Here is a 21,999-nt window from a genome sequence, read left to right as displayed (position 1 = left end):
CCGTTTGGTCCGCTGTCGTGCGCCGGCCAGGGGGAGTTGACCGACCGCAGTGCCATGGCCAATGATCCCGGCCATGCCTGACAGCAAAGCCCCCGCTCACCGTTCGCGGCGCCGTGCGCGCCCGAGCGGCGCCGGCGCGTCGGCCGCGCTGCGGTACGGGCGGCTGGCGGCGATGGGTGCGATCGCGGTGGTGATCCTGATCGCCGGGGTGTGGGGGTCCTGGAGCTGCGCCCAGCACGTGATGCTGAGCAAGGGGCGCGAGCAGGGCACGATGACGGTGTCCCGGTGTCAGGGCGAGACCTGCTGGGGTCCCTACGAGCCGGTGTCGACGGGGTCGCGGGCCCGGGACCGGGTCGACATCGAGCGGTCGGTGGCCGTGGAGACCGGTGAGACGTACACCGTGGTGGTGAAGCCGGGCAGCGGCGATGTCGTACGGACGGGCCCTGCGGGCCTGCTGCACGCGTGGGTGCCGTTGGGCGGCGCGCTGCTGCTCGCCGCGGTGGTCGTGGCCGGGGGGTTGCGGATGGTGCGGTCGGCGTGGGTGCTGGGCGGGTTGGGGTTCGCGTTGATCACGGCGGCGTGGGTGGCGCTGTGAGCCGGTTTTCGGCTGACGGCCGGTGGGGCTTCTCGCGCAGTTCCCCGCGCCCCTGAAGGCCCAGGCCCTGCGGGCCTGAAAAGCACGGGGCGCAGCCCCTGTTTTTCAGGGGCGCGGGGAACTGCGCGACCAGCCCCCACCGGGCCGTCAGCCGCCATCGAACCCCACGAAGTCAGCCCGTGTTGCGCAGACCCGCCGCGACCCCGTTGACCGTGAGCAGCAACGCCCGCGCCAGCAACGGGTCCGCCTCCTCCCCCGCAGCGGCAGCGTCCCGCTGGCGCTTCAGCAGCGCGACCTGGAGGTAGGAGATCGGGTCGAGATAGGCGTCGCGGATGGAGAAGGTCTGCTGCAGGACGGGGTTGGCGTCGAGCAGCCGGCCCTCGCCGGTGACGCGGAGCACCTCGCGGACGGTCAGCTCGTGTTCGGCGCGGATCGTGTCGAAGACGTGCTTGAGCTCGTCGGGGACGAGGGTGTCGACGTAGTGCTGGGCGATCCGCAGGTCCGTCTTGGCCAGCGTCATCTCGACGTTGGAGAGGAAGTTGCGGAAGAAGTGCCACTGCTCGTGCATCTCGTCGAGCACGGTGTCCAGGCCCGCTTCGCGCAGCGCCTTCAGGCCGGAGCCCACGCCGTACCAGCCGGGCACGATCTGCCGTGACTGGGTCCAGCCGAAGACCCAGGGGATGGCGCGCAGGCCGTCGAGCGAGACGCCCGAGCCGGGGCGGCGGGAGGGCCGCGAGCCGAGGTGCAGGTCGGCGAGCTGGTCGACCGGTGTGGAGGCGAGGAAGTACGTCGGCAGGTCGGGGTCTTCGACGAGCTTGCGGTAGGCGGCGTGGGCGGCCTCGCTGACCAGGTCCATGGCCGCGTCCCAGCGGGCCAGGGCATCCTCGGACTGGCGCGGCGCTGTGTGCAGGGCGGAGGCCTGGAGCGTGGCGGCGACCGTCAGTTCCAGGTTCTCCCTGGCCAGGGAGGGGACGAGGTACTTGTCGGAGATGACCTCGCCCTGCTCGGTCACCTTGATCTCGCCCTCCAGGGTGCCCCAGGGCTGCGCGAGGATCGCGTCGTGCGAGGGACCGCCGCCGCGGCCGACGGTGCCGCCGCGGCCGTGGAAGAGGCGCAGGCGCACGCCGTAGCGGTGGGCGACGTCGCGCAGACGGCGCTGCGCCCGGTGGATCTCCCACTGCGAGGTGGTGATGCCGCCGAACTTGGAGGAGTCGGAGTAGCCGAGCATGACCTCCTGGACGTCGCCGCGCAGGGCGACGAGCCGCCGGTAGGAGGGGTCGGCGAGCATCTCCTCCAGGATCGTGTCGGCGGCCTTGAGTTCGTCGGTCGTCTCCAGCAGCGGGACGATGCCGATCTTGGCCCAGCCGGCGTGGAGGTCGATGAGGCCGGCCTCGCGGGCGAGGACGGTGGCGGCGAAGACGTCGTCGGCGCCCTGGCACATCGAGATGATGTACGACTCGATGACCTCGGGGCCGAAGACGGCGAGCGCCTTCTTGACGGTCTCGAACACGCCGAGGGTCTTGGCGCCGTCGGCGTCGAGCGGCGCCGGCGTCGGGGCGAGCGGACGCCGGGAGCGCAGTTCGCGGGCGAGCAGCTTGTGGCGGTACTCGCGGGGCATGTCCTCGTACCGCCAGGACTCCTCGCCGAGGCGGTCGAAGAGCTGGCCGAGGGCGTGGTGGTGGGCGTCGGCGTGTTCGCGGACGTCCATGGTGGCGAGCTGGAGGCCGAAGGCGGAGAGGGTGCGGATGGTGCGGTTCATCCGGCCGTCGGCGAAGAGGCCGCCGCGGTGCTCGCGCAGGGAGGTCTGGATGAGGGTGAGGTCGTGGAGCAGTTCGGCGGTGCCGAGGTAGTCGCGGCCGTCCTCGTGGGGGGTGCCCTTGGCGAGGCGCTGCTTGGTGTTCTCCAGCTTCTGCCGGATGCAGGTGGCCTTGAGCCGGTAGGGCTCCTCGGCGTTGAGGCGCTTGTAGCGGGGGCTGATCTCGGGCAGTGCTTCGAGGTCGGCCTGGAGCGAGGTGAGCAGTTCCTCCGTGGCACCCGTGTAGCGGATGGAGTTGGAGAGGAAGCCGCGCAGTTCGTCGATGAGTTCGAGGGCGTCGTTGATGCCGTGCTCGTGCTGGAGGATGAGGACGTCCCAGGTCACCTGGGGGGTGACGTTGGGGTTGCCGTCGCGGTCGCCGCCGATCCAGGTGCCGAAGGTGAGGGGGCGGGTGGCGTCGGGGATCGTCACGCCGACGCGCTCCAGCTCGGCGGTGAGGTCCTCCAGGACGTCGCCGACGGCGTTCGCGTGCAGCTCGTCGAGGTAGTAGATGGCGTTGCGGGCCTCGTCCGCGGGCTCGGGGCGGACGACGCGGAGTTCGTCCGTCTGCCACACCAGGTCGATGTTCTCGGCCAGCCGGATGTCGTAACGGCGGCGGTCGGACTCGATGACCGGGGTCTCCAGCAGGGCGGCAATGCGCCGGAGCTTGTTGAGGACCGAGCGGCGCGCGGCCTCGGTGGGGTGGGCGGTGAAGACGGGGCGGACGTTGAGGTTCGCGACCGTCTCGCGCAGGTGTTCGGGGTCGGCGTCCTTCAGGCGATCGGCCGTACGGGCGAGGAGTCCGCCCTCGGCGGCACGGCGTGCCCTCAGCTCGCGGCCGCGGTGCACCTGTTCGGTGACGTTGGCCAGGTGGAAGTAGGTGGAGAAGGCGCGGACCAGCTTGGCCGCGGTCTCCAGCTCGGTGCCGCGCAGCAGGTCGGCGGCGGCTTCACCGTCCTCGCGGGTCAGGCTGCGGACACGCTCGACCAGCTCCAGGAGTTCGGGGCCCTCCTGTCGTACGAGGGTCTCGCCCAGTAGGTCACCCAGGCGCCGGATGTCGGCGCGCAGCTCGCTGCTGACCGTGGTGGTCTGGTCGTCGGCACTGCTCACAGGTGCGGCTCCTTGCAGTGTTGAAGCTCGGCTGAGGGGAACCCGGGTGGGGGCCCGGCGGTCTGGGCCGCGGTGTGTGGCCCGGCGGCCGGGCAGGATTCAGAGCGGACCGCGCTGTCCGAACGAGTCCAGGATAGGCGTCCACCTGGGCGCCCCCCGCGACAGGTGCCACTTTTGCGGCACTGAGTGCCACCTGTCCACCGTGCCCGCCCGCTACACCTGGACGCGCTGAACAGGGGGACCCTTGCCGCCCGGCACCGCGCTGCCATACTTACGATGCCGTAGGTTACGGAACCGTAGGGAGTGCCGACAGGTAACCCCCGCACGCTGTCGCCGTAGGCACCTCCCCCCCCCTCTCTCCACCCTCGACCCCCCAGGGGACGCCCCATGAGCTCAAGGTCCGATGTGATCGAAGACGCACCGAATGCGACCGGCCATCCCGACTCCGCAGCGACCGACTCCTCCGCCCCGTCGGCCACGCTGGGCGGCGAGCAGAAGCGTTCGATCGAGCAGATCACCCTGCTCCTCTTCATCACCGTCCCGTTCCTCGCGGTCCTCGCGGCGGTGCCGCTGGCCTGGGGCTGGGGCGTGAGCTGGCTGGATCTCGGCCTGCTGGTGTTCTTCTACTACCTGGGCTGTCACGGCATCACGATCGGTTTCCACCGGCACTTCACGCACGGTTCGTTCAAGGCCAAGCGGCCGCTGAAGATCGCCCTGGCGATCGCCGGTTCGATGGCGGTCGAGGGTCCGCTGGTGCGCTGGGTGGCCGACCACCGCAAACACCACAAGTTCTCCGACGCCGAGGGCGACCCCCACTCGCCGTGGCGCTACGGCGAGTCGGTCCCCGCGCTGATGAAGGGCCTGTGGTGGGCCCACATCGGCTGGATGTTCGACGAGGAGCAGACCTCGCAGGAGAAGTACGCCCCGGACCTGGTCAAGGACCCGGCGCTCCGCGCGATCTCCCGCCAGTTCATCTACTGGACGATGCTCTCCCTCGCCCTTCCGCCGCTGATCGGCGGTCTGGTGACGATGTCCTGGTGGGGCGCGTTCACCGCGTTCTTCTGGGGCTCCCTCGTCCGGGTGGCCCTGCTGCACCACGTGACCTGGTCGATCAACTCGATCTGCCACGCCGTCGGCAAGCGCCCCTTCAAGTCCCGCGACCGCTCGGGCAACGTGTGGTGGCTGGCGGTCCTCTCCTGCGGCGAGTCGTGGCACAACCTCCACCACGCCGACCCCACCTCGGCCCGGCACGGAGTGGAGCGCGGCCAGCTGGACTCCTCCGCTCGGCTGATCCGGTGGTTCGAGGTGTTCGGCTGGGCGTACGACGTCCGCTGGCCGTCACGCTCGCGTATCGATTCCAGGCGCAAGACGGGTGAGGACGGCTCCGGGCACCGGAAGGCGCCCGCCGAGGCGGCATGATTGACGCCGTGGCGACCGACTCCAGCAGCACCCCGAGCAATGACAAGCCGCGGCGTGTTCGCCGCACCCGGATGACGGGCGCCGAGCGGCGTGCGCAGTTGCTGGAGGTCGGGCGGGCCCTCTTCGCCGCGAAGGGCTTCGAGGCCACGTCGGTGGAGGAGATCGCGGCGAAGGCCGGAGTGTCCAAGCCGGTGGTGTACGAGCACTTCGGCGGCAAGGAGGGGCTGTACGCGGTGGTCGTGGACCGCGAGATGAGCCGGCTGCTGGACATGGTGACCAGCTCGCTGACGGCCGGGCACCCGCGCGAACTGCTCGAACAGGCCGCGTTCGCGCTCCTGGACTTCATCGAGGAGTACACGGACGGCTTCCGCATCCTGGTCCGCGACTCCCCGATCCCGCAGTCGACGGGTTCCTTCGCGTCCCTCATCTCCGACATCGCCACGCAGGTGGAGGACATTCTCGGCCGCGAGTTCAAGAGCCGCGGCTTCGACCCGAAGCTCGCGCCGCTGTACGCGCAGGCGCTGGTGGGCATGGTCGCCCTGACCGGTCAGTGGTGGCTGGATGTGCGCCGGCCGAAGAAGGCGGAGGTGGCGGCGCATCTGGTGAACCTGGCGTGGCACGGTCTGGACGGGCTCAACCAGAAGCCGCGCCTGATCGGCCACCGGAAGTTTTGAGCCGGGGGGTGCGTGGGGGGTGCCCGTCGTCGCCGGGTGCGGCCCGGTGGAGCTTCTCGCGCAGTTCCCCGCGCCCCTGAAAAGCAGGGGCTGCGCCCCGTGCTTTTCGTCTTTCAGGGGCGCGGGGAACTGCGCGAGCAACCCCCACTCACCCGCACCCGCCCACGAAACAGGCACCCCCGAGCTACTGGGCGCCCTCGCCCACATCCTTCGCGCTGAGCGCCAGCTCGTTGTTCACGGTGAAATACGGCCGCACCCGCGTCCACCCCCGCTCCCCGTGCTCGAACTCCTGCCCAGGCACCAGATCGGTCTTCCGCCGCTCCACCACGTCACCCCCGATCCGGCCCACCGGCACCTCCCCCAGCCGCAGATCCCACAGATCGTGCTCGACACTCCGCCGAGCCATGAGCTCGCCGTACGGCACGGTGAACCGGAACCCCCGCTCCCCCACGGCCCACGCGGCCACGGTGAAGTCGTACGCGCTGTCGGCCCGGGACACCACCCGCACCACGGCACCCTCGACGGCCCCGGTGACGACGGACCCGGCGCCCCCGAGGACCGTGCCGGTCACGGTCACCGCCCCCTCCCCCACCTCGACGGCGTCGATCTCCGCGTGCGCGGGCCGCAGCCACGTACGCAGGGCGAGGAACCCGTCGACGGTCGGGTACGGGATCCACGCCCCGACGCCCCGTTCGTCCTCCCGCGGCGCCCGTCCGACCAGCGCGGCCTGCTCCACCAGCCGTGCGCGCAACCGCACCCGCTTGTTCGTGCCGCGCGGCGCGACGTAGCAGTCCCAGCGGCCCTCGGCGAGGGTGTGTTCGCCGGGGCTCAGGGTCGCCCGCAGCACGCCGCCCGACGCGCCGCCGCTCGGCAGCACCGGCACCCTGACCTGCCGCTTGCCGGGATCGCGGCGCAGCCGGGCGACGAAGTCGAGGTCCCCGGAGGGCAGCTCGGCCGGGTCGAGGAGGACGGTGAGGCCGCCGTCGCCGGTGGCGCGGGCGTGCGCGGTCGCCGTGGGAGCGCTCCCGTCGGCCTCGGCGGCGGGGGTGGCGATCTTTGTGGGGCGGGGCCGGACGACACGCGCGGCGAGCCGCTTCAGGCGGGCGGCGCCGTCCCAGCCCCGGCGCCGGGACCTGGTCAGCTCCTCGAAGAGGCTCTCGTAGCGCTGCGCGATGACGGCGGGGGCGTAGGTCTCGGCCTTGGTGAGGGCTTGTTTGCCGAGCCGGGCGCGCAGGGCATCGTCGCCGACGACACGGTTCAGCGCGTCGGCGTAGGCGTCGACGTCGCCGTCGAGCGGGACGAGGATGCCGTCCTCGCCGTGGGTGATGATCTCGCCGGGGCCGTGCGGGCAGTCCGTGGCGACGACCGGGACGCCGCAGTGCATGGCCTCGACGATGGTCATGCCGAAGGACTCCATGTCGGAGGAGACCGCGGCGACGGCGCCCTTGGCCCATTCGGTCTCGATCGGGGAGACCGCCCCCATGAGGAACACCCGGTCGTGCAGCCCGAGCCGGTCGATCTGCTGGCGCAGGTTCTCCTTCTGCGGGCCGCGCCCGTAGATGCGCAGGGTCCAGCCGGGGTGGTCGGCGGCGACCTTGGCGAAGGCGTTCACCAGTCGGTCGTACCGCTTGATGGGGATGAGCCGGCCGGCGGCGACGATGACCCGGGAGTCGAGGGTGGAGCGTTCGACGGCGGGGGCCTGGACCCCGTTGGGCACGCAGACGATGGTGGTGGTGACGCCGGGCAGGGCGGCGCGGTACTGGGCGGCGTCGGCCTCGGAGACGGTGACGTAGGCGTCGAGTCCGCCGATCGCCCGGTTCTGGTTGCTCCGCAGCGGTTCCCGGTACTGGTCGAGGCTGAGGTGCTCCTGACCGACCCGCAGATAGCGGCGCCGGCCGTCGCGGGCGAGGTAGCCGTTGAGGTCGGGGCGGGTGGCGATGACGACGTCGGCCTCGGTGTCGGCGAGGAAGCCGCCGATGCGTTCGTCCTGGAGCCCGGTGTAGGGCAGGTTCCCGGTGGCCCCGGTGTACGGGAACATCGTGCCGGGCCGCTGGGTCAGCGGGTGGTCGCCCTCGAATCCGGGACTGTCCTCGCGCAGGTCGATCAGCGAGGTCAGACGCACGCGCGGGTCGAACGGGAGCGCCGGTTCGTCGCGGGAGCGGTGGACGCTGACGACCTCCACGTCGTGCCGGTCGGCGAACGCGGCGGACAGGTTGGCGGTCGATCGGATGGTGCCTCCGATACCGAAGGCGTTGTTGATCAGGAAAGCGATCTTCATATGTTTTTCCCCCTGGTGACCCGCCCGCGGGCGGGCGGCATCGCACCCGCACCCCTTGGCGGTCAGGCATGGGGTGCGCGCGGGCGCGGCTATATACGCGATATGTGGTCGACACTCAAGAAATGAATGATTCGGCGCAGCGGAAATCGGCCGACTGGGGAATCCGCGCGGAGATACGCAGGCAGAAATCCCGACCGGACGACAAAAAGCCTATGTGGCGCGCGTCACAAACCCCGTCAAGCGCGCCGAGTGGCTCAGCAAGTGCTCACTGGCCCAGATCCCCCCTGGTCACAGCACGAACTCCCGCTTCCCCGAACTGCCGGCGGGAGACATCAAAAAGTGAACCGAGAATATATCCTTAACAAAGGAAAGACAAAGAACAATATCGGCCACACCTGCATCAGAAGCACCGCCGAAGGCCCGGAAGGACCGGGGAGTGGCGGGTGGGTGCGGAATACAAAAATCCGTTTCAGCTACGGAATTTCGTCTGCGGCGGGCCGCAGCGGGATCGTTTCCAGTACGTCCGCGGCCATCCGTCCGGCCGGTCCCGCCGTCTGCTCGGCGAAACGCCGGAACGTGTCCTGGGCCTGCCGCGCGGGCCAGTCGGCCGGCAGGTGCTGCACGGGCAGGCGCGGGTCGGTACGGATGATGCGCAGCCACTCGGCGACCAGACGCAGCCGGGTGGCGATCGGGTCGGCCTCGGCGACCTCGGCGGTGGTCCACCGCTTGTCGAAGGCGACGTAGCGCGCGGCGAGGGTCTCCAGGTCCCAGCTCTCGCGGATCATCAGGCCGACGTCGGTGAACGCGTCGGCCCGGGCGTGGAACACCTTCACGTGCGCGTCCAGCCCGAGCTCCGAGACGATCTCCCGGACGTCCACCCGCCCCGGGGCGATCCACAGCCCGCTGTAGAGGGCGCCGAAACCGGACCAGGTGAGCCGGGAACGCAGGTCGTGCCGCTGGCGCTGCCAGGACTCGGGGAGGGAGAAGCCGAGGAGGGTCCAAGTGCCGTCCCAGTCCTCGTTCACGGCGCCGTCGCGCCAGATGCGCTGGCCGCCGTCGCGCAGGATGTCCTCCGCGTGCGGGGTGAGGCCGAAGAACATGCGCCGGCCCTCGCGCTGGCGGCGCAGCAGCCCCCGGTTGACCATGCGCGTGAGCGTCGACCGCACGGCCTGCTCGCCCGTGCCGACCCGCCCGAGCACGTCGATGATGCTCCCCGAGTACACCCCGAGGCCGCGCTCGCCCCGGTCCAGCACGTGATTCCCGAAGAAGGAGAGCACCAGCGACTGCGGCCGCGACTGCGGCACGCCGACCACCTCGACACCCAGGATCTCGTCCTCCACAGCGCAAGAGTACGGGCGGGGCCGCGCCCCGTCAGGGGCGCGGGGAACTGCGCGAGAAGCCCCACCGACCCGCGGCCGGGACACCACCCCGCAGCCCCCACCCCCCACCCGGCGGGCCCCCACCGGAGGGCCCTAGGACGCCACCTCTTCCTTCGCGGCCCCCTCGGCCCCCTCGGGGACAAGCGCCTCGCCCAGCGAATCCTGATGGGTCTCCCGTACGAACCACACGGTCACGGCAGTGATCACCGCGCCCGCGCAGATCAGCAGCGAGACCGGCGTACCGGACCCCCCGTTCGCGGCGACCAGGCTCCCCGCGATCATCGGGGAGAACCCGGCCCCGATCAGCGTGGCGAGCTGGTAGCCCAGCGAGGCCCCGGTGTAGCGGACCCGCGTGCCGAACATCTCGGTCAGCAGCGCCCCCAGCGGCCCGTACATCACCGACTGGGCGATGCCGTGGCCCAGCACGACCGCGAGGATCAGCAGCCCCGGCGAGCGGGAGTCCACCAGCGCCAGCACGGGGAAGGCCAGGACGGCGGAGGCGACGGCACCGGCCAGGACCACCGGGCGGCGCCCGACGCGGTCGGAGAGCGCCGACGCGCACGGCAGCACCACCAGCGCCACCGCCGCGGAGACCGTCAGCGCGGTCAGCACCTGCGGCCGGGGGTACCCGATCCCCGTGGCGTACGCGATCAGATAGCTGGTCAGCAGCGACTGCGCGGTGAACGCGCCGATGCCCACGCACGCCGCCAGCACCAGCGCGCGCGGCCTGCGCACCACCTCCAGCAGCGGCAGCCGGGCCTGCGCGCGGTCCTTGCTGACGCGGGTGAACAGGGGGCTCTCCACGACCTTCAGCCGCACGAACAGGCCCACGCCCAGCAGCACCACGCTCAGCAGGAACGGCACCCGCCATCCCCACGCCGCGAACTGCTCACGCGGCATCGCCACGACCATCGTGACGACCAGGGAGGAGAGCAGGGAGCCCAGCGGCGCTCCCATCTGCGTGAAGCTGGACCACAGGCCGCGCCGCCGCTCGCCGGCGTGTTCGACGACCATCAGTGTGGCGCCGCCCCACTCACCGCCGATGGCGATGCCCTGCACCACCCGCAGGGTGATCAGCAGTACGGGCGCCCACACGCCGATGGTGTCGTAGGTGGGCAGCAGGCCGATGAGGAAGCTGGCGCCGCCCATCAGTCCCATGGTCAGCAGCAGCATCGACTTGCGGCCCAGCCGGTCGCCGAAGTGCCCGAACACGATTCCGCCCAGCGGGCGGGCGAGGTACCCGGCGGCGAACGTACCGAACGCGGCGATCGTGCCGACCGCCGGATCCGCGCCGGGGAAGAACAACTCGCCGAACACCAGTGCGGCGACCGTGCCGTAGACGAGGAAGTCGTAGAACTCGACGGCGGTACCGAGCAGCCCGGACAGCGCCACACGACGCAACTGCCTGGTCCTCCGGGCCTGTTCGGCCTGCTCGGCGAGATTGGGGAGGGGGGACGACGGTGCCATACGGCTCTCCCTGGAGCTGAGGGGGGACGAGGGAGGAACACCGTGAAGGTAGGCGTCTATCTATCCGCAGTCAATATTCTGCACAACATCAGGCCATGGAGACCGCCCGCCCCCGCCGCCGACGCGTCAGCAGTACGCCCCGGGGGCCCTCAGACCGGCTCCAGGAACTCCAACCGGTTCCCCACCGGATCCTCGGAGTAGAACCGCCGATGTCCCGGCAGGTCGTCGTCCCACGTCACAAGGGCCCCGCGCCCGGCCAGCCGGGCGGCGAACGCGTCGATGTCCCGCACGCGCAGGCCGGGGTGGGCCTTCCTCGGCGGCCGGAAATCCGCCTCCGTCCCCAGGTGCAGCAGCACCGCCCCCGCCGCGAACCAGCAGCCTCCCCGGACGGTGAGTGCGGGAGGCTTCTGGATCTCCGCCATGCCGAGGACACCGACGTAGTACGCCCGCAGCCGGTCCTCCGTCCCGGGCGGGGCGGCGAGCAGGACGTGGTCGACGGCGGTGATCACCGGGCGGTCTCCGGCTTGTGCGCGACGACGAAGATGCGGCGGAACGGGAACGGCGTGCCGTGCGCGGTGGGCGGATACGCCTCGCGGAGGGCGGCGCGGTACTCGGCGACGAAGGGGGCGGCGTCCGGCCCCAGTTCGCCGAGGACCGGACGCAGCCCCGTTCCCTTGACCCAGTCGAGCACCGGGTCCTCGCCCTGGAGGAGGTGGACGTACGTCGTCTCCCACGCGTCGACCTCGCAGCCCAGGTCGGCGAGGGCCGCGTGGTAGCCGACGGGCGTGTGGACCGCGTCGTCGTGGCGGAGGGTGTCGCCGAGGCGGTCCTTCCAGCGGGCGGAGTGCGCCAGTTCGCGCATCAGGCGGTGGCTGGGCGAGTCGAAGTTCCCGGGGACCTGGAAGGCGAAGGTGCCGCCGGGTGCCAGGGCGTCGACCCAGGCGGCGAAGCGGTCGACATGTCCCGGCACCCACTGGAACGTGGCGTTGCTGACGATCAGGTCGTACGGCTCCGGGGGCGCCCACGTACGGACGTCCGCCGCGGCGAAGTCGATGCGGCCGCCGCCCGGGGTGGGCCCCTCGTGGTCGGTCCGGGCCCGGTCGAGCATCTCGGGCGAGTTGTCGTACCCGGTGACGCGCGCGGTGGGCCAACGGTCGGCGAGGAGGCGGGTGACGTTGCCGGGGCCGCAGCCGAGGTCGGCGACGCGGGTGTGCGCGGCGGGCGGGTCGGGGACGTGGGCGAGCAGGTCCACGAAGGCACGGGCGCGGTGGCCGGCGTGCCGCAGGTACTGCTGGGGGTCCCAGGTGTGTCCGGTGGGGCCGGTGGGAGTCATGGGGGACGTCCTCCTCGTCGTCGCAGGGCACTCCCACTCTCGGACGGCGATATCTCGATGTCAAGAGACTTGGTCCTAATCATCTCGATCTCAAGAGACTTCACATCGACACAACCACTACACTGATCGCCATGGAGGACGAGGTCGATCGGCTGGTCGCAGCGTGGCGCCGGGAGCGCCCCGACCTCGACGTGGAGCCGCTGGAAGTACTCAGCCGGGTGAGCAGACTGGCCCGGCACCTGGATCGCGCGCGCCGGCTTGCGTTCGCCGAGCACCAGTTGGAGCCGTGGGAGTTCGACGTGCTGACGGCGCTGCGCCGGGCCGGCAACCCCTACCAGCTCTCGCCCGGTCAGCTGCTGACGCAGACGCTGGTGACCTCGGGCACGATGACCAACCGGATCGACCGGCTCACGAAGAAGGGGCTGGTCGAGCGGTTGCCCGACCCCAGTGACCGCCGGGGCGTGCTCGTCCGGCTCACGGACGAGGGCCGGGACCGGGCGGACCAGGCGCTCGCCGGACTCCTCGACCAGGAACGCGCGATCCTGGCCGAGCTGTCCCGCGCCCAGCGGGGCGAACTGGCGGGCCTGCTACGCCAGTTGACCGCCCCGTTCGACAACATCCCCGGCTAGGGGCCGGCCCAGGTCGACGGGCCCCACACCCGCCCGGCGGGCGAGGGCCACGGCGGCGAGGGTGGAGTGGACACCCAGCTTTCCGAGGACGTTCTGCATATGCGTGCGGACGGTGTGCGGAGAGAGGAACAGGCGCTCGGCGACGGCCTTGCGCCCCAGCCCCGCGACCATGCACCGGAGCACTTCGCGCTCACGCGGGGTGAGGGACTCGACGAGCCGCTCACTCTCCGTGCGGTGCTTGCGGGCGGCTGTCAGCTCGCGCAGGACGCCGGTGAGCAGCGCGGGCGGCAGATGCGTCTCCTCGCGCAGGACGCCCCGGATGACGGTGAGCAGCCGGGAGAGCGAGCAGTCCTTGGCGACCCAGCCGGACGCGCCCGCCTGGAGGGCCAGCGCGGCCCTGCGCGGATCGTCCTTCTCGGCGAGGACGACGATCCGTACGCTCGGCTGTCCCGAACGCACACCCGCGACGAGCGATATCCCGTCCACGAGCCCGTCCTCGCTGCCGTCCGGCACGGGTACGGCGGTCGGCCGCGCGCCGGGGACCTGGGCATGACCCCCCAGGTCGGCGTCGACCAGAAGCACGTCGAACTTACGGCCCTCCGCCGCCGCGCGGTCCAGACAGCGCAGCGCGGCGGGGCCGCTGCCGGCCGCGGACACGTCGACATCGGGCTCGGCGGCCAGTGCCGCCGCGAGCGACTCGGCGAAGATGCGGTGGTCGTCGACGACCAGGACTCGGATGCGAACCACTGAAACCCCCACTGGTCGGGGGACGACCGGCGCGAGCACGACGCCCGGAGCGTGCCCCGGTTTACACCTGGGACGGGGCGTCGCAGCCGCACGGCCGCCGCCGTGCTGAACCGCTACCCCCACTCCGGGCGTCGTACCCGACTGTCTCGCCCCCTGATCAGCACCGGCCCCCACCGGCGCTGTTCATCAGAGTAAGGCCGGGGGCCAGGAGCGGAAGCTCATTTGCAGAACTGGTTGTCCAGCGCGTTTATCGTGTGCCGCATGTTTCGTATGGAGACAGAAGTCGACAGGGAACGGCGCCAATTGCTGCTTTCCCGGCTGCGCGCCACCAATACGGCCACTTCGCCGGTCCTGCGTGAGCTGCGGGGCACGCCTGGCGATCGCGAAGTCCCGCTGCACGTATGGATCATGGACCAGGCCGGTGATCTAGCGGGCGGTCTCGTCGGGCACACCTGGGCGACCTGGCTCCACGTCACCTGTCTCTGGGTCGACGAGCGCCATCGGGGGCAGGGCCTCGGCTCGCGCATCCTCTCCCGGGCCGAGCGGTTGGCGGCCGACGAACGCGGCGCCCGCTCCTGTCGTCTGGAGACCTGGGACTTCCAGGCGCCGGAGTTCTACAAGCGCCTGGGCTACGAGGTGGTGTGCGTGATCCCCGACTATCCGCCGGGGATCACCGAGTACACCCTGACCAAACGGCTCGGCTGAGCTCAGACGACCCGTCGCGCTCCGGCCGACGGGACCGCGACGAAGACGCGCGGGGCCGTGAAGGCGGCGTCGGCGAAGGCCTCCTCCACCGCCTTGGTGACCGCGTCCGCGTCGGTCGCGTCGACGAGGACGATCGCGGAGCCGCCGAAGCCGCCGCCGGTCATCCGGGCGCCGAGGGCCCCGGCGGCGAGGGCGGTGTCGACGACGAGGTCCAGCTCGGGGCAGGAGATACGGAAGTCGTCGCGGAGCGAGGCGTGGCCCTCGACCAGGACGGGACCGATCGCGCGGGTCTCGCCCGACTCCAGGAGGGAGACCACCCGCTCGACGCGCTGGTCCTCGGTGACCACGTGGCGGACCAGACGACACACCTCCTCGTCGTCGCCGAGGCGGCCGAGGGCCGCGTCCAGCTCGTCGTAGGCGACGTCGCGCAGGGCGTCGACGCCGAGCAGGGCCGCGCCCTTCTCGCAGCCGGCCCGGCGCTTGCCGTACTCGCCCTCGCTGTGGGAGTGCTTGACCTGGGTGTCGACGACCAGCAGCTGCATGCCCTCGGCGGCCAGGTCGAAGGGGATCTGCCGCTGGGACAGGTCCCGGGTGTCGAGGAACAGGGCGTGGCCGGTCTCGCAGCACGCGGAGGCCGTCTGGTCCATGATCCCGGTCGGGGCGCCGACGTAGACGTTCTCCGCGCGCTGGCACAGGCGGGCCAGCTGCCAGCCCTTGAGGCCCAGGTCGTAGAGGTCGTTGAGGGCGAGGGCCACGACCACTTCCAGGGCCGCCGAGGAGGAGAGGCCGGCGCCCGTCGGGACCGCGGAGGTCAGATGGACGTCCGCGCCGGTCACCGCCGTGTGGCCCGCCTCGCGCAGGGCCCAGAGGACGCCCGACGGGTACGCCGTCCAGGCGCGGTCGGCCTCCGGGGTCAGCGCGTCGAGCGACAGCTCGACCACACCGCCCTCGACGTCGTCGGAGTGCAGGCGCAGAACGCCGTCCGTGCGGCGGGAGACCGCCGCGACGGTGGTGTGCGGGAGGGCGAAGGGCATGACGAAGCCGTCGTTGTAGTCGGTGTGCTCGCCGATGAGGTTCACCCGGCCCGGCGCGGCCCACACTCCCTCCGGCGCCGCCCCGTAGAGCTCCTCGAACCGCTCGGCGACGACGACAGCCTCGCTCATCCCCTGCCCTGACCTTTCCGTACTCGACCGACGAACCGGCTCGGCCGACGAACTGGCCGAGCCGGCACACTACTGGGCGCGAACGGGCGCGAACCCGCGCCCCTGGGACCTTCCGCGCCCTACGACGCGCTACCGCGCGCGCCGCTGCGTCCTACTGCGCCCGCTCCTGGGTGAAGCGCCACGCGTCCGCCACGATCTCCGCGAGGTCCGCGCGCGACGGGTTCCAGCCGAGCCGCTCGCGGGCCGTGGCGGCGGAGGCGACCAGGGTGGCGGGGTCTCCGGCCCGGCGCGGGGCGACGACCTCGGGGATCGGGTGGCCGGTGACCCGGCGGACGGTCTCGATCACCTCGCGCACCGAGAAGCCGTTGCCGTTGCCCAGGTTGCAGATGAGGTGCTCGCCCGGCTGCGCGGCGTCCAGCGCCAGCAGGTGGGCGTCGGCGAGGTCGGCGACGTGGATGTAGTCGCGGACGCAGGTGCCGTCGGGGGTCGGGTAGTCCTCACCGAAGACGGAGATCGCGTCCCGCCTGCCCTGCGCGACCTGGAGCACCAGCGGGATGAGGTGCGACTCGGGGTCGTGGCGCTCACCGCAGGAGCCGTACGCCCCGGCCACGTTGAAGTAGCGCAGCGAGACGGCGCCCAGACCGTGGGCGGCGGCCTCGCCGGTGATCATGTGGTCGACGGCCAGCTTGGAGGCGCCGTACGGGCTGGTCGGCCTCGTCGGCGCGGACTCCACGATGGGGGTGGTCTCCGGCTCGCCGTAGGTGGCGGCCGTGGAGGAGAACACCAGCTTGCGGACGTTCGCCTCGCGCATCGCGGCGAGCAGCGCCATGGTGCCGCCGACGTTGTTGTCCCAGTACTTCTCGGGCTTCACGACGGACTCGCCGACCTGCGAGAACGCGGCGAAGTGCAGGACGGCGTCGAAGGAGTCGTCGAGCCACTTGCCGGCGTCGCGGATGTCGCCCTCGATGAAGGTGGCGCCGGCCGGGACGCCCTCGCGGAAGCCGGTCGAGAGGTTGTCGAGGACGACGACCTCGTGGCCCGCCTCCAGCAGGTGCTGGGCGACCACGCTGCCGACATACCCCGCGCCACCGGTGACCAGGTACTTACCGCTCATGAACTCGCTACCTCTCGCAGTCGCTCGGCCGCGCGCTCCGGCGGCACGTCGTTGATGAACACGTTCATGCCGGATTCGGAACCCGCGAGAAACTTCAGCTTGCCGGTGGTGCGGCGAATGGTGAAAAGCTCCAGATGCAGCCCGAAGTCCTCGCGCTGGACACCCTCGAACTCCTCCAGCGTGCCGAACGGGGCCTGGTGCCAGGCCGCGATGTACGGCGTCGGGGGCTCGCCCTCACCGAAGATCCGGTCGAAGCGCCTCAAGAGTTCCAGATAGACCTGGGGGAATTCTGTGCGGGCGTCCTCGTCGAGCGCGAGCAGGTCGGGGACCCGGCGCTTCGGGTAGAGGTGCACCTCGTACGGCCAGTGCGCCGCGTAGGGCACGAAGGCGGCCCAGTGCTCGGTCTCCAGGACCATCCGCTCGCCCGCGAGCTCGCTCTGCAGGACGGCGTCGAAGAGGTTCTCGCCGCCGGTGGCGTCCTTGTGGGCCGCGAGGGAGCGCAGCATCAGCGCGGTGCGGGGCGTGGTGAAGGGGTACCCGTAGATCTGCCCGTGGGGGTGGCCCAGCGTCACGCCTATCTCGGCGCCGCGGTTCTCGAAGCAGAACACCTGCTCGACGGAGGGGAGGTTCGACAGCTCCGCCGTGCGGTCGGTCCACGCGTCCAGGACGAGGCGGGCCTGTTCGTCGGTCAGGTCGGCGAACGAGGCGTTGTGGTCCGAGGTGAAGCAGACGACCTCGCAGCGGCCCGAGTCACCGGCCAGCGACGGGAAACGGTTCTCGAACACCACGGCGTCGTACGACGAGTCCGGGATCTCGCTGAGCCGGTCGCCCTCGGAGGGGCAGAGCGGGCATTCGTTCGCCGGGGGGTGGTAGATGCGGCCCTGCCGGTGCGAGGCGATCGCCACGGAGTCGCCGAGCAGCGGGTCCCGGCGTACCTCCGAAGTGGTGACGGTGCGCTCCAGGGGCCGCCTGTCCACCGCGTCGCGCACGGTGTCGTCGCGCAGGTCGTAGTAGATCAGCTCACGACCGTCGGCCAGCCGGGTCGAGGTCTTCTTCACGCCGGACTCCCCATCCCACCCATCAAACAGAACCAAACACATCAAAGCACAAGTTCCGACGTTCGTCACCATCACAATCAAACAAAGATCACCAGATGCCAACTGAAGTGAGCTGCGCAGTGGAGAATCTCGCGGTCCCCACCTCGGAGGGGGAGCGGTTGGAGGATGAGCGGGACTCCGGATGACGCCGGGCGCGAGGGCCGGGGGCACTCCGGCCCTCGCGCCCTGCCCGACCGCGGCTAGGGTCGTGGCTGGTGACGGTCACCGAGGAGGGGGATCCGAGGGTGTACGGAACAGTGACGGCGGTCAGCAGCAACGGCGAGTACTCGTTCACCAAGCCGAACCGGGACAGCATCACGCTGCTCGCGGGGCTCGGGGTGGAGGGTGATGTGCATGCCGGTGTGACGGTCAAGCACCGTTCACGGGTGGCGCAGGATCCCACACAACCGAACCTGCGCCAGGTCCACTTGATCCATGAAGAACTCTTCGCCGAGGTCGATGCGGAGGGGTTCACGGTGACACCCGGGGATCTCGGCGAGAACATCACCACCACCGGCATCGATCTGCTCGGGCTCTCGGTGGGCACGCTGCTGCGCATCGGGGACGAGGCGGTCCTGGAGGTGACCGGCCTGCGCAATCCCTGCTTGCAGATCGACAACTTCCAGGCCGGGTTGCTGAAGCGGGTGGTCGGCCGCGACACGGCCGGGAAGCTCGTGCTCAAGGCCGGAATCATGAGCATCGTGAGGGAGAGCGGCGCGGTGCGGCCGGGCGACCCGATCAAGGCGGAACTCCCGAACGGGCCGCACCGCCCCTTGGAACGGGTCTGACGTCCCACCGCGCTCTTGGTGGGACGCCCTGGTCAGTCCTCGAACAGCTCGGCCGCGTCGGTGACGTCGTAGGCCCGGTCCACCCAGATCTGGAGGATGTCAGGGTCGGTGCAGGCGCGTACCCGTCGGCGGACCTCGTCGGGTACGTCGATGTGCCGGCGGTCCAGGGTGCGCAGGACGCTCGCGATCCGCTCCGCGATCCGTTCCTCCACCCGCCCTTCCTCTCGCAGCTTCACCGCGACCGGGTTCTTGAAGAAGTAGTTGACCGGCATCATCAGTCCGTTCAGCCTTGCCGCTGTCCGACCGTGCGGGGCGGGTACCAGGGGCCGCTGCCCCACACAGGCGCTCGGCCCCGGTACGCACTACCCGATCAGCGGAACAGATCCTCGGCGGCGACCACCCGAAGGGCTCGTTCCGCCCAGATCATGAGCTGGGCCCGGTCAGGACAGTCGGTGACTCGTTCGCGGACCTGGTCCGGCACCGGGATGCCGCGCCATTCGAGGGTCTTGAAGATCATCTCGATCTGAGCCTGGAGGCGGCCTTCCTCCCTGCCTTCCTCACGCGTCTGCTCGGCGAGCGGGTGTCGCCAGAAGTACTGCGTATCCGTCATGAGGTCCCTCCAGATCTGCCGTGCCTCGGGGTCCTTCAGGCACGAGTCGACGAACTGCACGAAGACCGCGGCGCTCTCCGTGTCGATGGTATGCAGGGCGGCCACCAGGGATTCCAGTATGGCGGCGGCCTTGGGTCCCTTGCCATGCGTCATCGCCGAGAGCACCGCGAGAGATACGTCCCGCTCGGCCGCCCGCTCGTCCGCGATGACCGGTACGTTGTCCGGGCCCAGCACGAGCGGCCGTACCGTCAGAGAGGGACGTCCACGCACTCCGAGATGGATGGGCTGCGCCGCCCAGCGGGCCGTGGCACGGCTCTGAGTGATCACGATCAGCACCGGGTCGCAGTGGTACTTCGCGTACAGGTAGCTGAGGTAGTACGGCCAGCTGCGGCGCTTGGCCTCGTCCTTCTTTCCTTGGGACTCGACGACCAGGAGATACGTCCCCTCGTCGGTCTCCGCCCGTAACAGCGTGTCCACGCGCCGCTCGACCGGTTCGATCTCCGTGAGGTCGACGTTCATGGCGGCGAACTCGCGCGGCTCGGGGAAGGGCACGTGCAACACACGTTGCAGGGTGCGGGTGAGCAGCGAGGGGTCCTTCTGGAAGATACGGTGCAGCGCCTCGTGCGGCGAGCTGACCATCGGATCTCCTTTCTGTCGGGATGCTCAACGAGCTACGCGGTCAGCAGTTCGCACCACACGTATTTGCCGCGATGACCGAAGCGGGAGGACGGCTGCCAGCCCCAGATGTCCGTGCAGGCGCGGACGAGGGCGAGGCCCCGGCCGGTCTCCGTGTCGGGCTTCGCCAAGTGGTCTGGGGGTTCCGGGGGTTCGGGGTCGGCGTCCCAGGCTCCGATCCAGAGCGTGCCGTTCGACCAGCGGACGCGCAGGGCCGCCGGGCCCTTGGTGTGCAGTACGGCGTTCGCGATCAGTTCCGTGGCGAGGAGTTCGGCGGGGTCGAGGAGGGCGGCCAGGCCGTGGGCGGTCAGGATCAGGCGGAGGGTACGGCGGGAGACGGTCACGGCTCGGGGGTCGTGGGGGATGTGGAGGACGTACTCCCAGGGGTCGGGTACAGGCGCGTTCTCGGGCATCGGCCAGCTCCAGGGATGGGGGGTTCGGGGCGGGCGGTGGCATTGCCTCAGCCATCACGGCATGACGGAGAGGTGCGCTTCCGGGATCCCGGCGACATCGCAGCGTGTGCGGTGCGTGACTGACGGTATGCCTAAAATTTATGACCAAGCAAGCCGTTCGCGTAGCCTTGCCCCCGAACGGGGCGCCCAGAACGACAAGTTGAACCACGGAGCTGGACATGGCGACGAGGCGAAACCCCACCGCACGACAAGTGCGACTGGGTACCGAGTTGCGCAGAATGCGTGACGCGGCAGGCTTGAAGGCCACCCAGGCAGCCGCGCTGCTGGGAACCAGCTCCGCCCAGATCAGCCAGATCGAGTCCGGCATCGCGGGCGTGAGCGAGGATCGCCTACGCCGTCTGGCAGCCCACTACGCCTGCACGAACCACGAGTTGATCGACGCGCTGGTGGCGTTGGCGACCGAGAGGACACAGGGCTGGTGGGAAAAATACCGGGGGCTACTGGCCACAGCGTTCCTGGACCTCGCCGAGTTGGAGCACCACGCCACCTACCGGCACAACGTCGAGTTCCTCCACATCCCCGGCCTTCTCCAGACCGAGGAGTACTCGCGCGCGATCTTCTCGTACCGGGTTCCGGAACTGCCCTACGCAGAACTTGAGTTGCGCGTACGGCACCGGATGGACCGCAAGGTCGCCATCGAAGGGCCCGACCCCGTTCCGTACACGGCGGTGATCCACGAGTCGGCGCTGCGCATCAGGGTCGGAGACCGGGCTGCCGCACGCACTCAGCTCACCAGCGTCCTGGAGCACTCCGAAGCGGATCACATCACCGTTCGCGTCATCCCTTTCGACCTCGACGGTTTCGCCGGGGCAACGAGCGGCATGACCTACGCGGGCGGACCGGTTCCCAAGCTGGACACGGCCTTGCGTGACACCCCCCACGGCACCGCATTCATCGACGCCGAAGCCCAACTCGGCGCGCTTCGAACGCTTTTCCGTAAAGTAGAAGCCGTAGCACTGGAACCCGAGCGTTCGCGTGACTTCATCCACAGGTTGATGAAGGAACTGTGAGGCAGCCCATGACGACCCACGACAACTGGCAGAAGTCGTCGTTCTCAGGCTTCGGCGATGGCAACGACTGCGTCGAACTCTCCGCCACCCCCGACGACATACACCTCCGCGAATCCGACACCCCCACCACCGTCATAGCCACTACCCGCGCTCCCCTCGCCCACCTCCTCCACGCCATAACCGGCGGCAGGCTGACCCCACCGCCAGGCGGAGCCCGGCGCTGGCAGAAGTCGACCTACTCCGGTGGCGCCTAGGGCAACGCGTGCATCGAACTCGCGGCAGCCGCCGACGCTCCCGCTCTCCAGCTCCGCGAATCCGAGACGCCAGCCACCGTCCTCGCCAGCAGCCCTGCGCCCATCGCACAACTCGTCCGCGCGACAACCTCCGGCAGGTTCACCCCGCGTCGCCCGTGAACAACAAGATCCTTCGGTCAATTTCCGTGCCTGGACGCTACGGCTCGCACGCCACTCCGTCGCCGTCACGGTCGAGGTGGGGCCCGTACCCCGGCTCCCCGGCGTACACAGGTGCAGCCCCAGCGGCGCGTGCCGCGTCGCAGTTCTCGTAGTAGACGTCCTCCGACGGCTGCACCGCCTCTGGTTGCGTAGCCGTGCCTTCCTCGCTGTCCAGCGGCTCGTCTACGGGTTCCTCGGTCACCGTTTCGGTCACTACACCCGGTACGGGTTCTGAGGTTTCCGTCTCGGTGACCGTGACAGTCGGCGCGGGACTCGGGCTGTCTTCAGACTGCCCTGTCGCGGTCACGATGGTGATCAGCACCATGAGACCGACGATCAGCCATAACCACCACGGCCCTTTGTTCCGCGAGCCGCCCCTAGAAGTGCCAGCCCCAAAGGATGGCCGGTTCTGTCTTCCAGAAGCCCCCCAGCGATTTGCACCGGACATGGCCGCCTCCGAAACGACTCCTGCTATCAGTGCACCAC

Annotated in this window: 22 protein-coding genes; 8 read left to right on the top strand and 14 right to left on the bottom strand. The window is 70.4% G+C overall.

Annotated features, from left to right (window positions below; translation table 11 throughout):
* Nucleotides 1-61 precede the first annotated feature (61 nt).
* Nucleotides 62-595 carry a hypothetical protein gene (locus HW837_RS35590; RefSeq protein ID WP_045556267.1) on the top strand — a complete coding sequence of 178 codons (534 nt, stop codon included), beginning with the start codon at nt 62-64 and terminating at the stop codon, nt 593-595.
* Nucleotides 596-767: 172 nt separating this feature from the next.
* Here the strand turns inward: HW837_RS35590 and ppc are convergent, their stop codons facing one another.
* Nucleotides 768-3,500: a phosphoenolpyruvate carboxylase gene (gene ppc, locus HW837_RS35585; RefSeq protein WP_045556266.1), complete on the bottom strand. Its 2,733-nt coding sequence runs from the start codon at nt 3,498-3,500 to the stop codon at nt 768-770.
* Between the two features lie 387 nt (nt 3,501-3,887).
* Here ppc and HW837_RS35580 point away from each other — a divergent pair, with 387 nt between their 5' ends.
* Together HW837_RS35580 and HW837_RS35575 are read left to right on the top strand one after the other, a co-directional pair.
* Nucleotides 3,888-4,919 (top strand): acyl-CoA desaturase, encoded by a 1,032-nt coding sequence (locus tag HW837_RS35580; protein WP_045556265.1) that lies wholly within the window; start codon nt 3,888-3,890, stop codon nt 4,917-4,919.
* A complete protein-coding gene (locus HW837_RS35575) occupies nt 4,916-5,593 on the top strand; it encodes a TetR/AcrR family transcriptional regulator (RefSeq protein WP_045556264.1) in 678 nt (225 codons plus the stop codon). The genes HW837_RS35580 and HW837_RS35575 overlap by 4 nt, the downstream gene beginning before the upstream one ends.
* A 184-nt stretch (nt 5,594-5,777) precedes the next feature.
* On the opposite strand, the gene HW837_RS35570 is transcribed toward HW837_RS35575, so the two are convergent.
* From HW837_RS35570 to HW837_RS35550, 5 genes are all read right to left on the bottom strand, one after another.
* A complete protein-coding gene (locus tag HW837_RS35570; RefSeq protein ID WP_193380310.1) occupies nt 5,778-7,871 on the bottom strand; it encodes a glycosyltransferase family 4 protein in 2,094 nt (697 codons plus the stop codon).
* Between the two features lie 473 nt (nt 7,872-8,344).
* Complete coding sequence (locus HW837_RS35565) at nt 8,345-9,211, bottom strand: PaaX family transcriptional regulator (RefSeq protein WP_045556262.1); 867 nt, start codon at nt 9,209-9,211, stop codon at nt 8,345-8,347.
* A gap of 132 nt (nt 9,212-9,343) precedes the next feature.
* Complete coding sequence (locus HW837_RS35560; protein WP_093791140.1) at nt 9,344-10,717, bottom strand: MFS transporter; 1,374 nt, start codon at nt 10,715-10,717, stop codon at nt 9,344-9,346.
* A gap of 149 nt (nt 10,718-10,866) precedes the next feature.
* Complete coding sequence (locus HW837_RS35555; protein WP_193380311.1) at nt 10,867-11,226, bottom strand: VOC family protein; 360 nt, start codon at nt 11,224-11,226, stop codon at nt 10,867-10,869.
* On the bottom strand, nt 11,223-12,050 hold the full coding sequence (locus tag HW837_RS35550) for a trans-aconitate 2-methyltransferase (protein ID WP_193380312.1): 828 nt from the start codon (nt 12,048-12,050) through the stop codon (nt 11,223-11,225). Before HW837_RS35550 ends, HW837_RS35555 begins: the two co-directional genes overlap by 4 nt.
* Before the next feature lie 131 nt (nt 12,051-12,181).
* Between HW837_RS35550 and tamR the strand changes: the two genes are divergently transcribed.
* A complete protein-coding gene (gene tamR / locus HW837_RS35545) occupies nt 12,182-12,679 on the top strand; it encodes a MarR family transcriptional regulator TamR (protein ID WP_045556258.1) in 498 nt (165 codons plus the stop codon).
* Here the strand turns inward: tamR and HW837_RS35540 are convergent.
* Nucleotides 12,638-13,426 (bottom strand): LuxR C-terminal-related transcriptional regulator, encoded by a 789-nt coding sequence (locus tag HW837_RS35540; protein ID WP_045556257.1) that lies wholly within the window; start codon nt 13,424-13,426, stop codon nt 12,638-12,640. The two genes, tamR and HW837_RS35540, sit on opposite strands and share 42 nt — an antisense overlap.
* A 261-nt stretch (nt 13,427-13,687) precedes the next feature.
* Here HW837_RS35540 and HW837_RS35535 point away from each other — a divergent pair, with 261 nt between their 5' ends.
* A complete protein-coding gene (locus tag HW837_RS35535; protein WP_045556439.1) occupies nt 13,688-14,131 on the top strand; it encodes a GNAT family N-acetyltransferase in 444 nt (147 codons plus the stop codon).
* Between the two features lie 2 nt (nt 14,132-14,133).
* Here the strand turns inward: HW837_RS35535 and galK are convergent, their stop codons facing one another.
* From galK to galT, 3 genes are all read right to left on the bottom strand, one after another.
* On the bottom strand, nt 14,134-15,294 hold the full coding sequence (gene galK / locus HW837_RS35530) for a galactokinase (RefSeq protein ID WP_193380313.1): 1,161 nt from the start codon (nt 15,292-15,294) through the stop codon (nt 14,134-14,136).
* 151 nt (nt 15,295-15,445) lie between these two features.
* The gene (galE, locus tag HW837_RS35525; RefSeq protein ID WP_193380314.1) at nt 15,446-16,408 is read right to left on the bottom strand and encodes a UDP-glucose 4-epimerase GalE; all 963 of its coding nucleotides are present in this window, start codon (nt 16,406-16,408) and stop codon (nt 15,446-15,448) included.
* A complete protein-coding gene (galT, locus tag HW837_RS35520) occupies nt 16,405-17,466 on the bottom strand; it encodes a galactose-1-phosphate uridylyltransferase (RefSeq protein WP_060884401.1) in 1,062 nt (353 codons plus the stop codon). Before galT ends, galE begins: the two co-directional genes overlap by 4 nt.
* 296 nt (nt 17,467-17,762) lie before the next feature.
* On the opposite strand from galT, the gene HW837_RS35515 reads away from it, so the two are divergent.
* Nucleotides 17,763-18,293: an MOSC domain-containing protein gene (locus HW837_RS35515; protein WP_313895629.1), complete on the top strand. Its 531-nt coding sequence runs from the start codon at nt 17,763-17,765 to the stop codon at nt 18,291-18,293.
* Nucleotides 18,294-18,325: 32 nt separating this feature from the next.
* On the opposite strand, the gene HW837_RS35510 is transcribed toward HW837_RS35515, so the two are convergent.
* The 3 genes from HW837_RS35510 to HW837_RS35500 all read right to left on the bottom strand — a co-directional run bounded on the left by HW837_RS35510 (nt 18,326) and on the right by HW837_RS35500 (nt 19,991).
* Nucleotides 18,326-18,568, bottom strand: a complete 243-nt coding sequence (locus tag HW837_RS35510) for a hypothetical protein (protein WP_052682835.1) — start codon at nt 18,566-18,568, stop codon at nt 18,326-18,328.
* A gap of 95 nt (nt 18,569-18,663) precedes the next feature.
* The gene (locus HW837_RS35505; RefSeq protein ID WP_045556252.1) at nt 18,664-19,542 is read right to left on the bottom strand and encodes an RpnC/YadD family protein; all 879 of its coding nucleotides are present in this window, start codon (nt 19,540-19,542) and stop codon (nt 18,664-18,666) included.
* Between the two features lie 32 nt (nt 19,543-19,574).
* Nucleotides 19,575-19,991 (bottom strand): ATP-binding protein, encoded by a 417-nt coding sequence (locus HW837_RS35500; RefSeq protein ID WP_045556251.1) that lies wholly within the window; start codon nt 19,989-19,991, stop codon nt 19,575-19,577.
* Between the two features lie 218 nt (nt 19,992-20,209).
* Here HW837_RS35500 and HW837_RS35495 point away from each other — a divergent pair, with 218 nt between their 5' ends.
* On the top strand, nt 20,210-21,061 hold the full coding sequence (locus HW837_RS35495; RefSeq protein WP_045556250.1) for a helix-turn-helix domain-containing protein: 852 nt from the start codon (nt 20,210-20,212) through the stop codon (nt 21,059-21,061).
* An 8-nt stretch (nt 21,062-21,069) separates the two neighbouring features.
* The gene (locus HW837_RS35490) at nt 21,070-21,315 is read left to right on the top strand and encodes a DUF397 domain-containing protein (RefSeq protein ID WP_045556249.1); all 246 of its coding nucleotides are present in this window, start codon (nt 21,070-21,072) and stop codon (nt 21,313-21,315) included.
* Nucleotides 21,316-21,511: 196 nt separating this feature from the next.
* Here the strand turns inward: HW837_RS35490 and HW837_RS35480 are convergent, their stop codons facing one another.
* Nucleotides 21,512-21,838 carry an excalibur calcium-binding domain-containing protein gene (locus HW837_RS35480; protein WP_052682834.1) on the bottom strand — a complete coding sequence of 109 codons (327 nt, stop codon included), beginning with the start codon at nt 21,836-21,838 and terminating at the stop codon, nt 21,512-21,514.
* Nucleotides 21,839-21,999: the final 161 nt, after the last annotated feature.

The organism is Streptomyces caniscabiei (assembly GCF_014930365.1).
Taxonomy (GTDB): domain Bacteria; phylum Actinomycetota; class Actinomycetes; order Streptomycetales; family Streptomycetaceae; genus Streptomyces; species Streptomyces caniscabiei.
This window is presented reverse-complemented; position numbering and strand designations above follow the sequence as displayed.

Coding starts and splice junctions, on each gene's coding strand:
- HW837_RS35590 (WP_045556267.1), top strand. CDS start 62: ATGATCCCGGCCATGCCTGACAGCAAAGCCCCCGCTCACCGTTCGCGG.
- HW837_RS35580 (WP_045556265.1), top strand. CDS start 3,888: ATGAGCTCAAGGTCCGATGTGATCGAAGACGCACCGAATGCGACCGGC.
- HW837_RS35575 (WP_045556264.1), top strand. CDS start 4,916: ATGATTGACGCCGTGGCGACCGACTCCAGCAGCACCCCGAGCAATGAC.
- HW837_RS35570 (WP_193380310.1), bottom strand. CDS start 7,871: ATGAAGATCGCTTTCCTGATCAACAACGCCTTCGGTATCGGAGGCACC.
- HW837_RS35560 (WP_093791140.1), bottom strand. CDS start 10,717: ATGGCACCGTCGTCCCCCCTCCCCAATCTCGCCGAGCAGGCCGAACAG.
- HW837_RS35550 (WP_193380312.1), bottom strand. CDS start 12,050: ATGACTCCCACCGGCCCCACCGGACACACCTGGGACCCCCAGCAGTAC.
- tamR (WP_045556258.1), top strand. CDS start 12,182: ATGGAGGACGAGGTCGATCGGCTGGTCGCAGCGTGGCGCCGGGAGCGC.
- HW837_RS35535 (WP_045556439.1), top strand. CDS start 13,688: ATGTTTCGTATGGAGACAGAAGTCGACAGGGAACGGCGCCAATTGCTG.
- galK (WP_193380313.1), bottom strand. CDS start 15,294: ATGAGCGAGGCTGTCGTCGTCGCCGAGCGGTTCGAGGAGCTCTACGGG.
- galE (WP_193380314.1), bottom strand. CDS start 16,408: ATGAGCGGTAAGTACCTGGTCACCGGTGGCGCGGGGTATGTCGGCAGC.
- HW837_RS35510 (WP_052682835.1), bottom strand. CDS start 18,568: ATGATGCCGGTCAACTACTTCTTCAAGAACCCGGTCGCGGTGAAGCTG.
- HW837_RS35505 (WP_045556252.1), bottom strand. CDS start 19,542: ATGGTCAGCTCGCCGCACGAGGCGCTGCACCGTATCTTCCAGAAGGAC.
- HW837_RS35500 (WP_045556251.1), bottom strand. CDS start 19,991: ATGCCCGAGAACGCGCCTGTACCCGACCCCTGGGAGTACGTCCTCCAC.
- HW837_RS35495 (WP_045556250.1), top strand. CDS start 20,210: ATGGCGACGAGGCGAAACCCCACCGCACGACAAGTGCGACTGGGTACC.
- HW837_RS35490 (WP_045556249.1), top strand. CDS start 21,070: ATGACGACCCACGACAACTGGCAGAAGTCGTCGTTCTCAGGCTTCGGC.
- HW837_RS35480 (WP_052682834.1), bottom strand. CDS start 21,838: ATGGTGCTGATCACCATCGTGACCGCGACAGGGCAGTCTGAAGACAGC.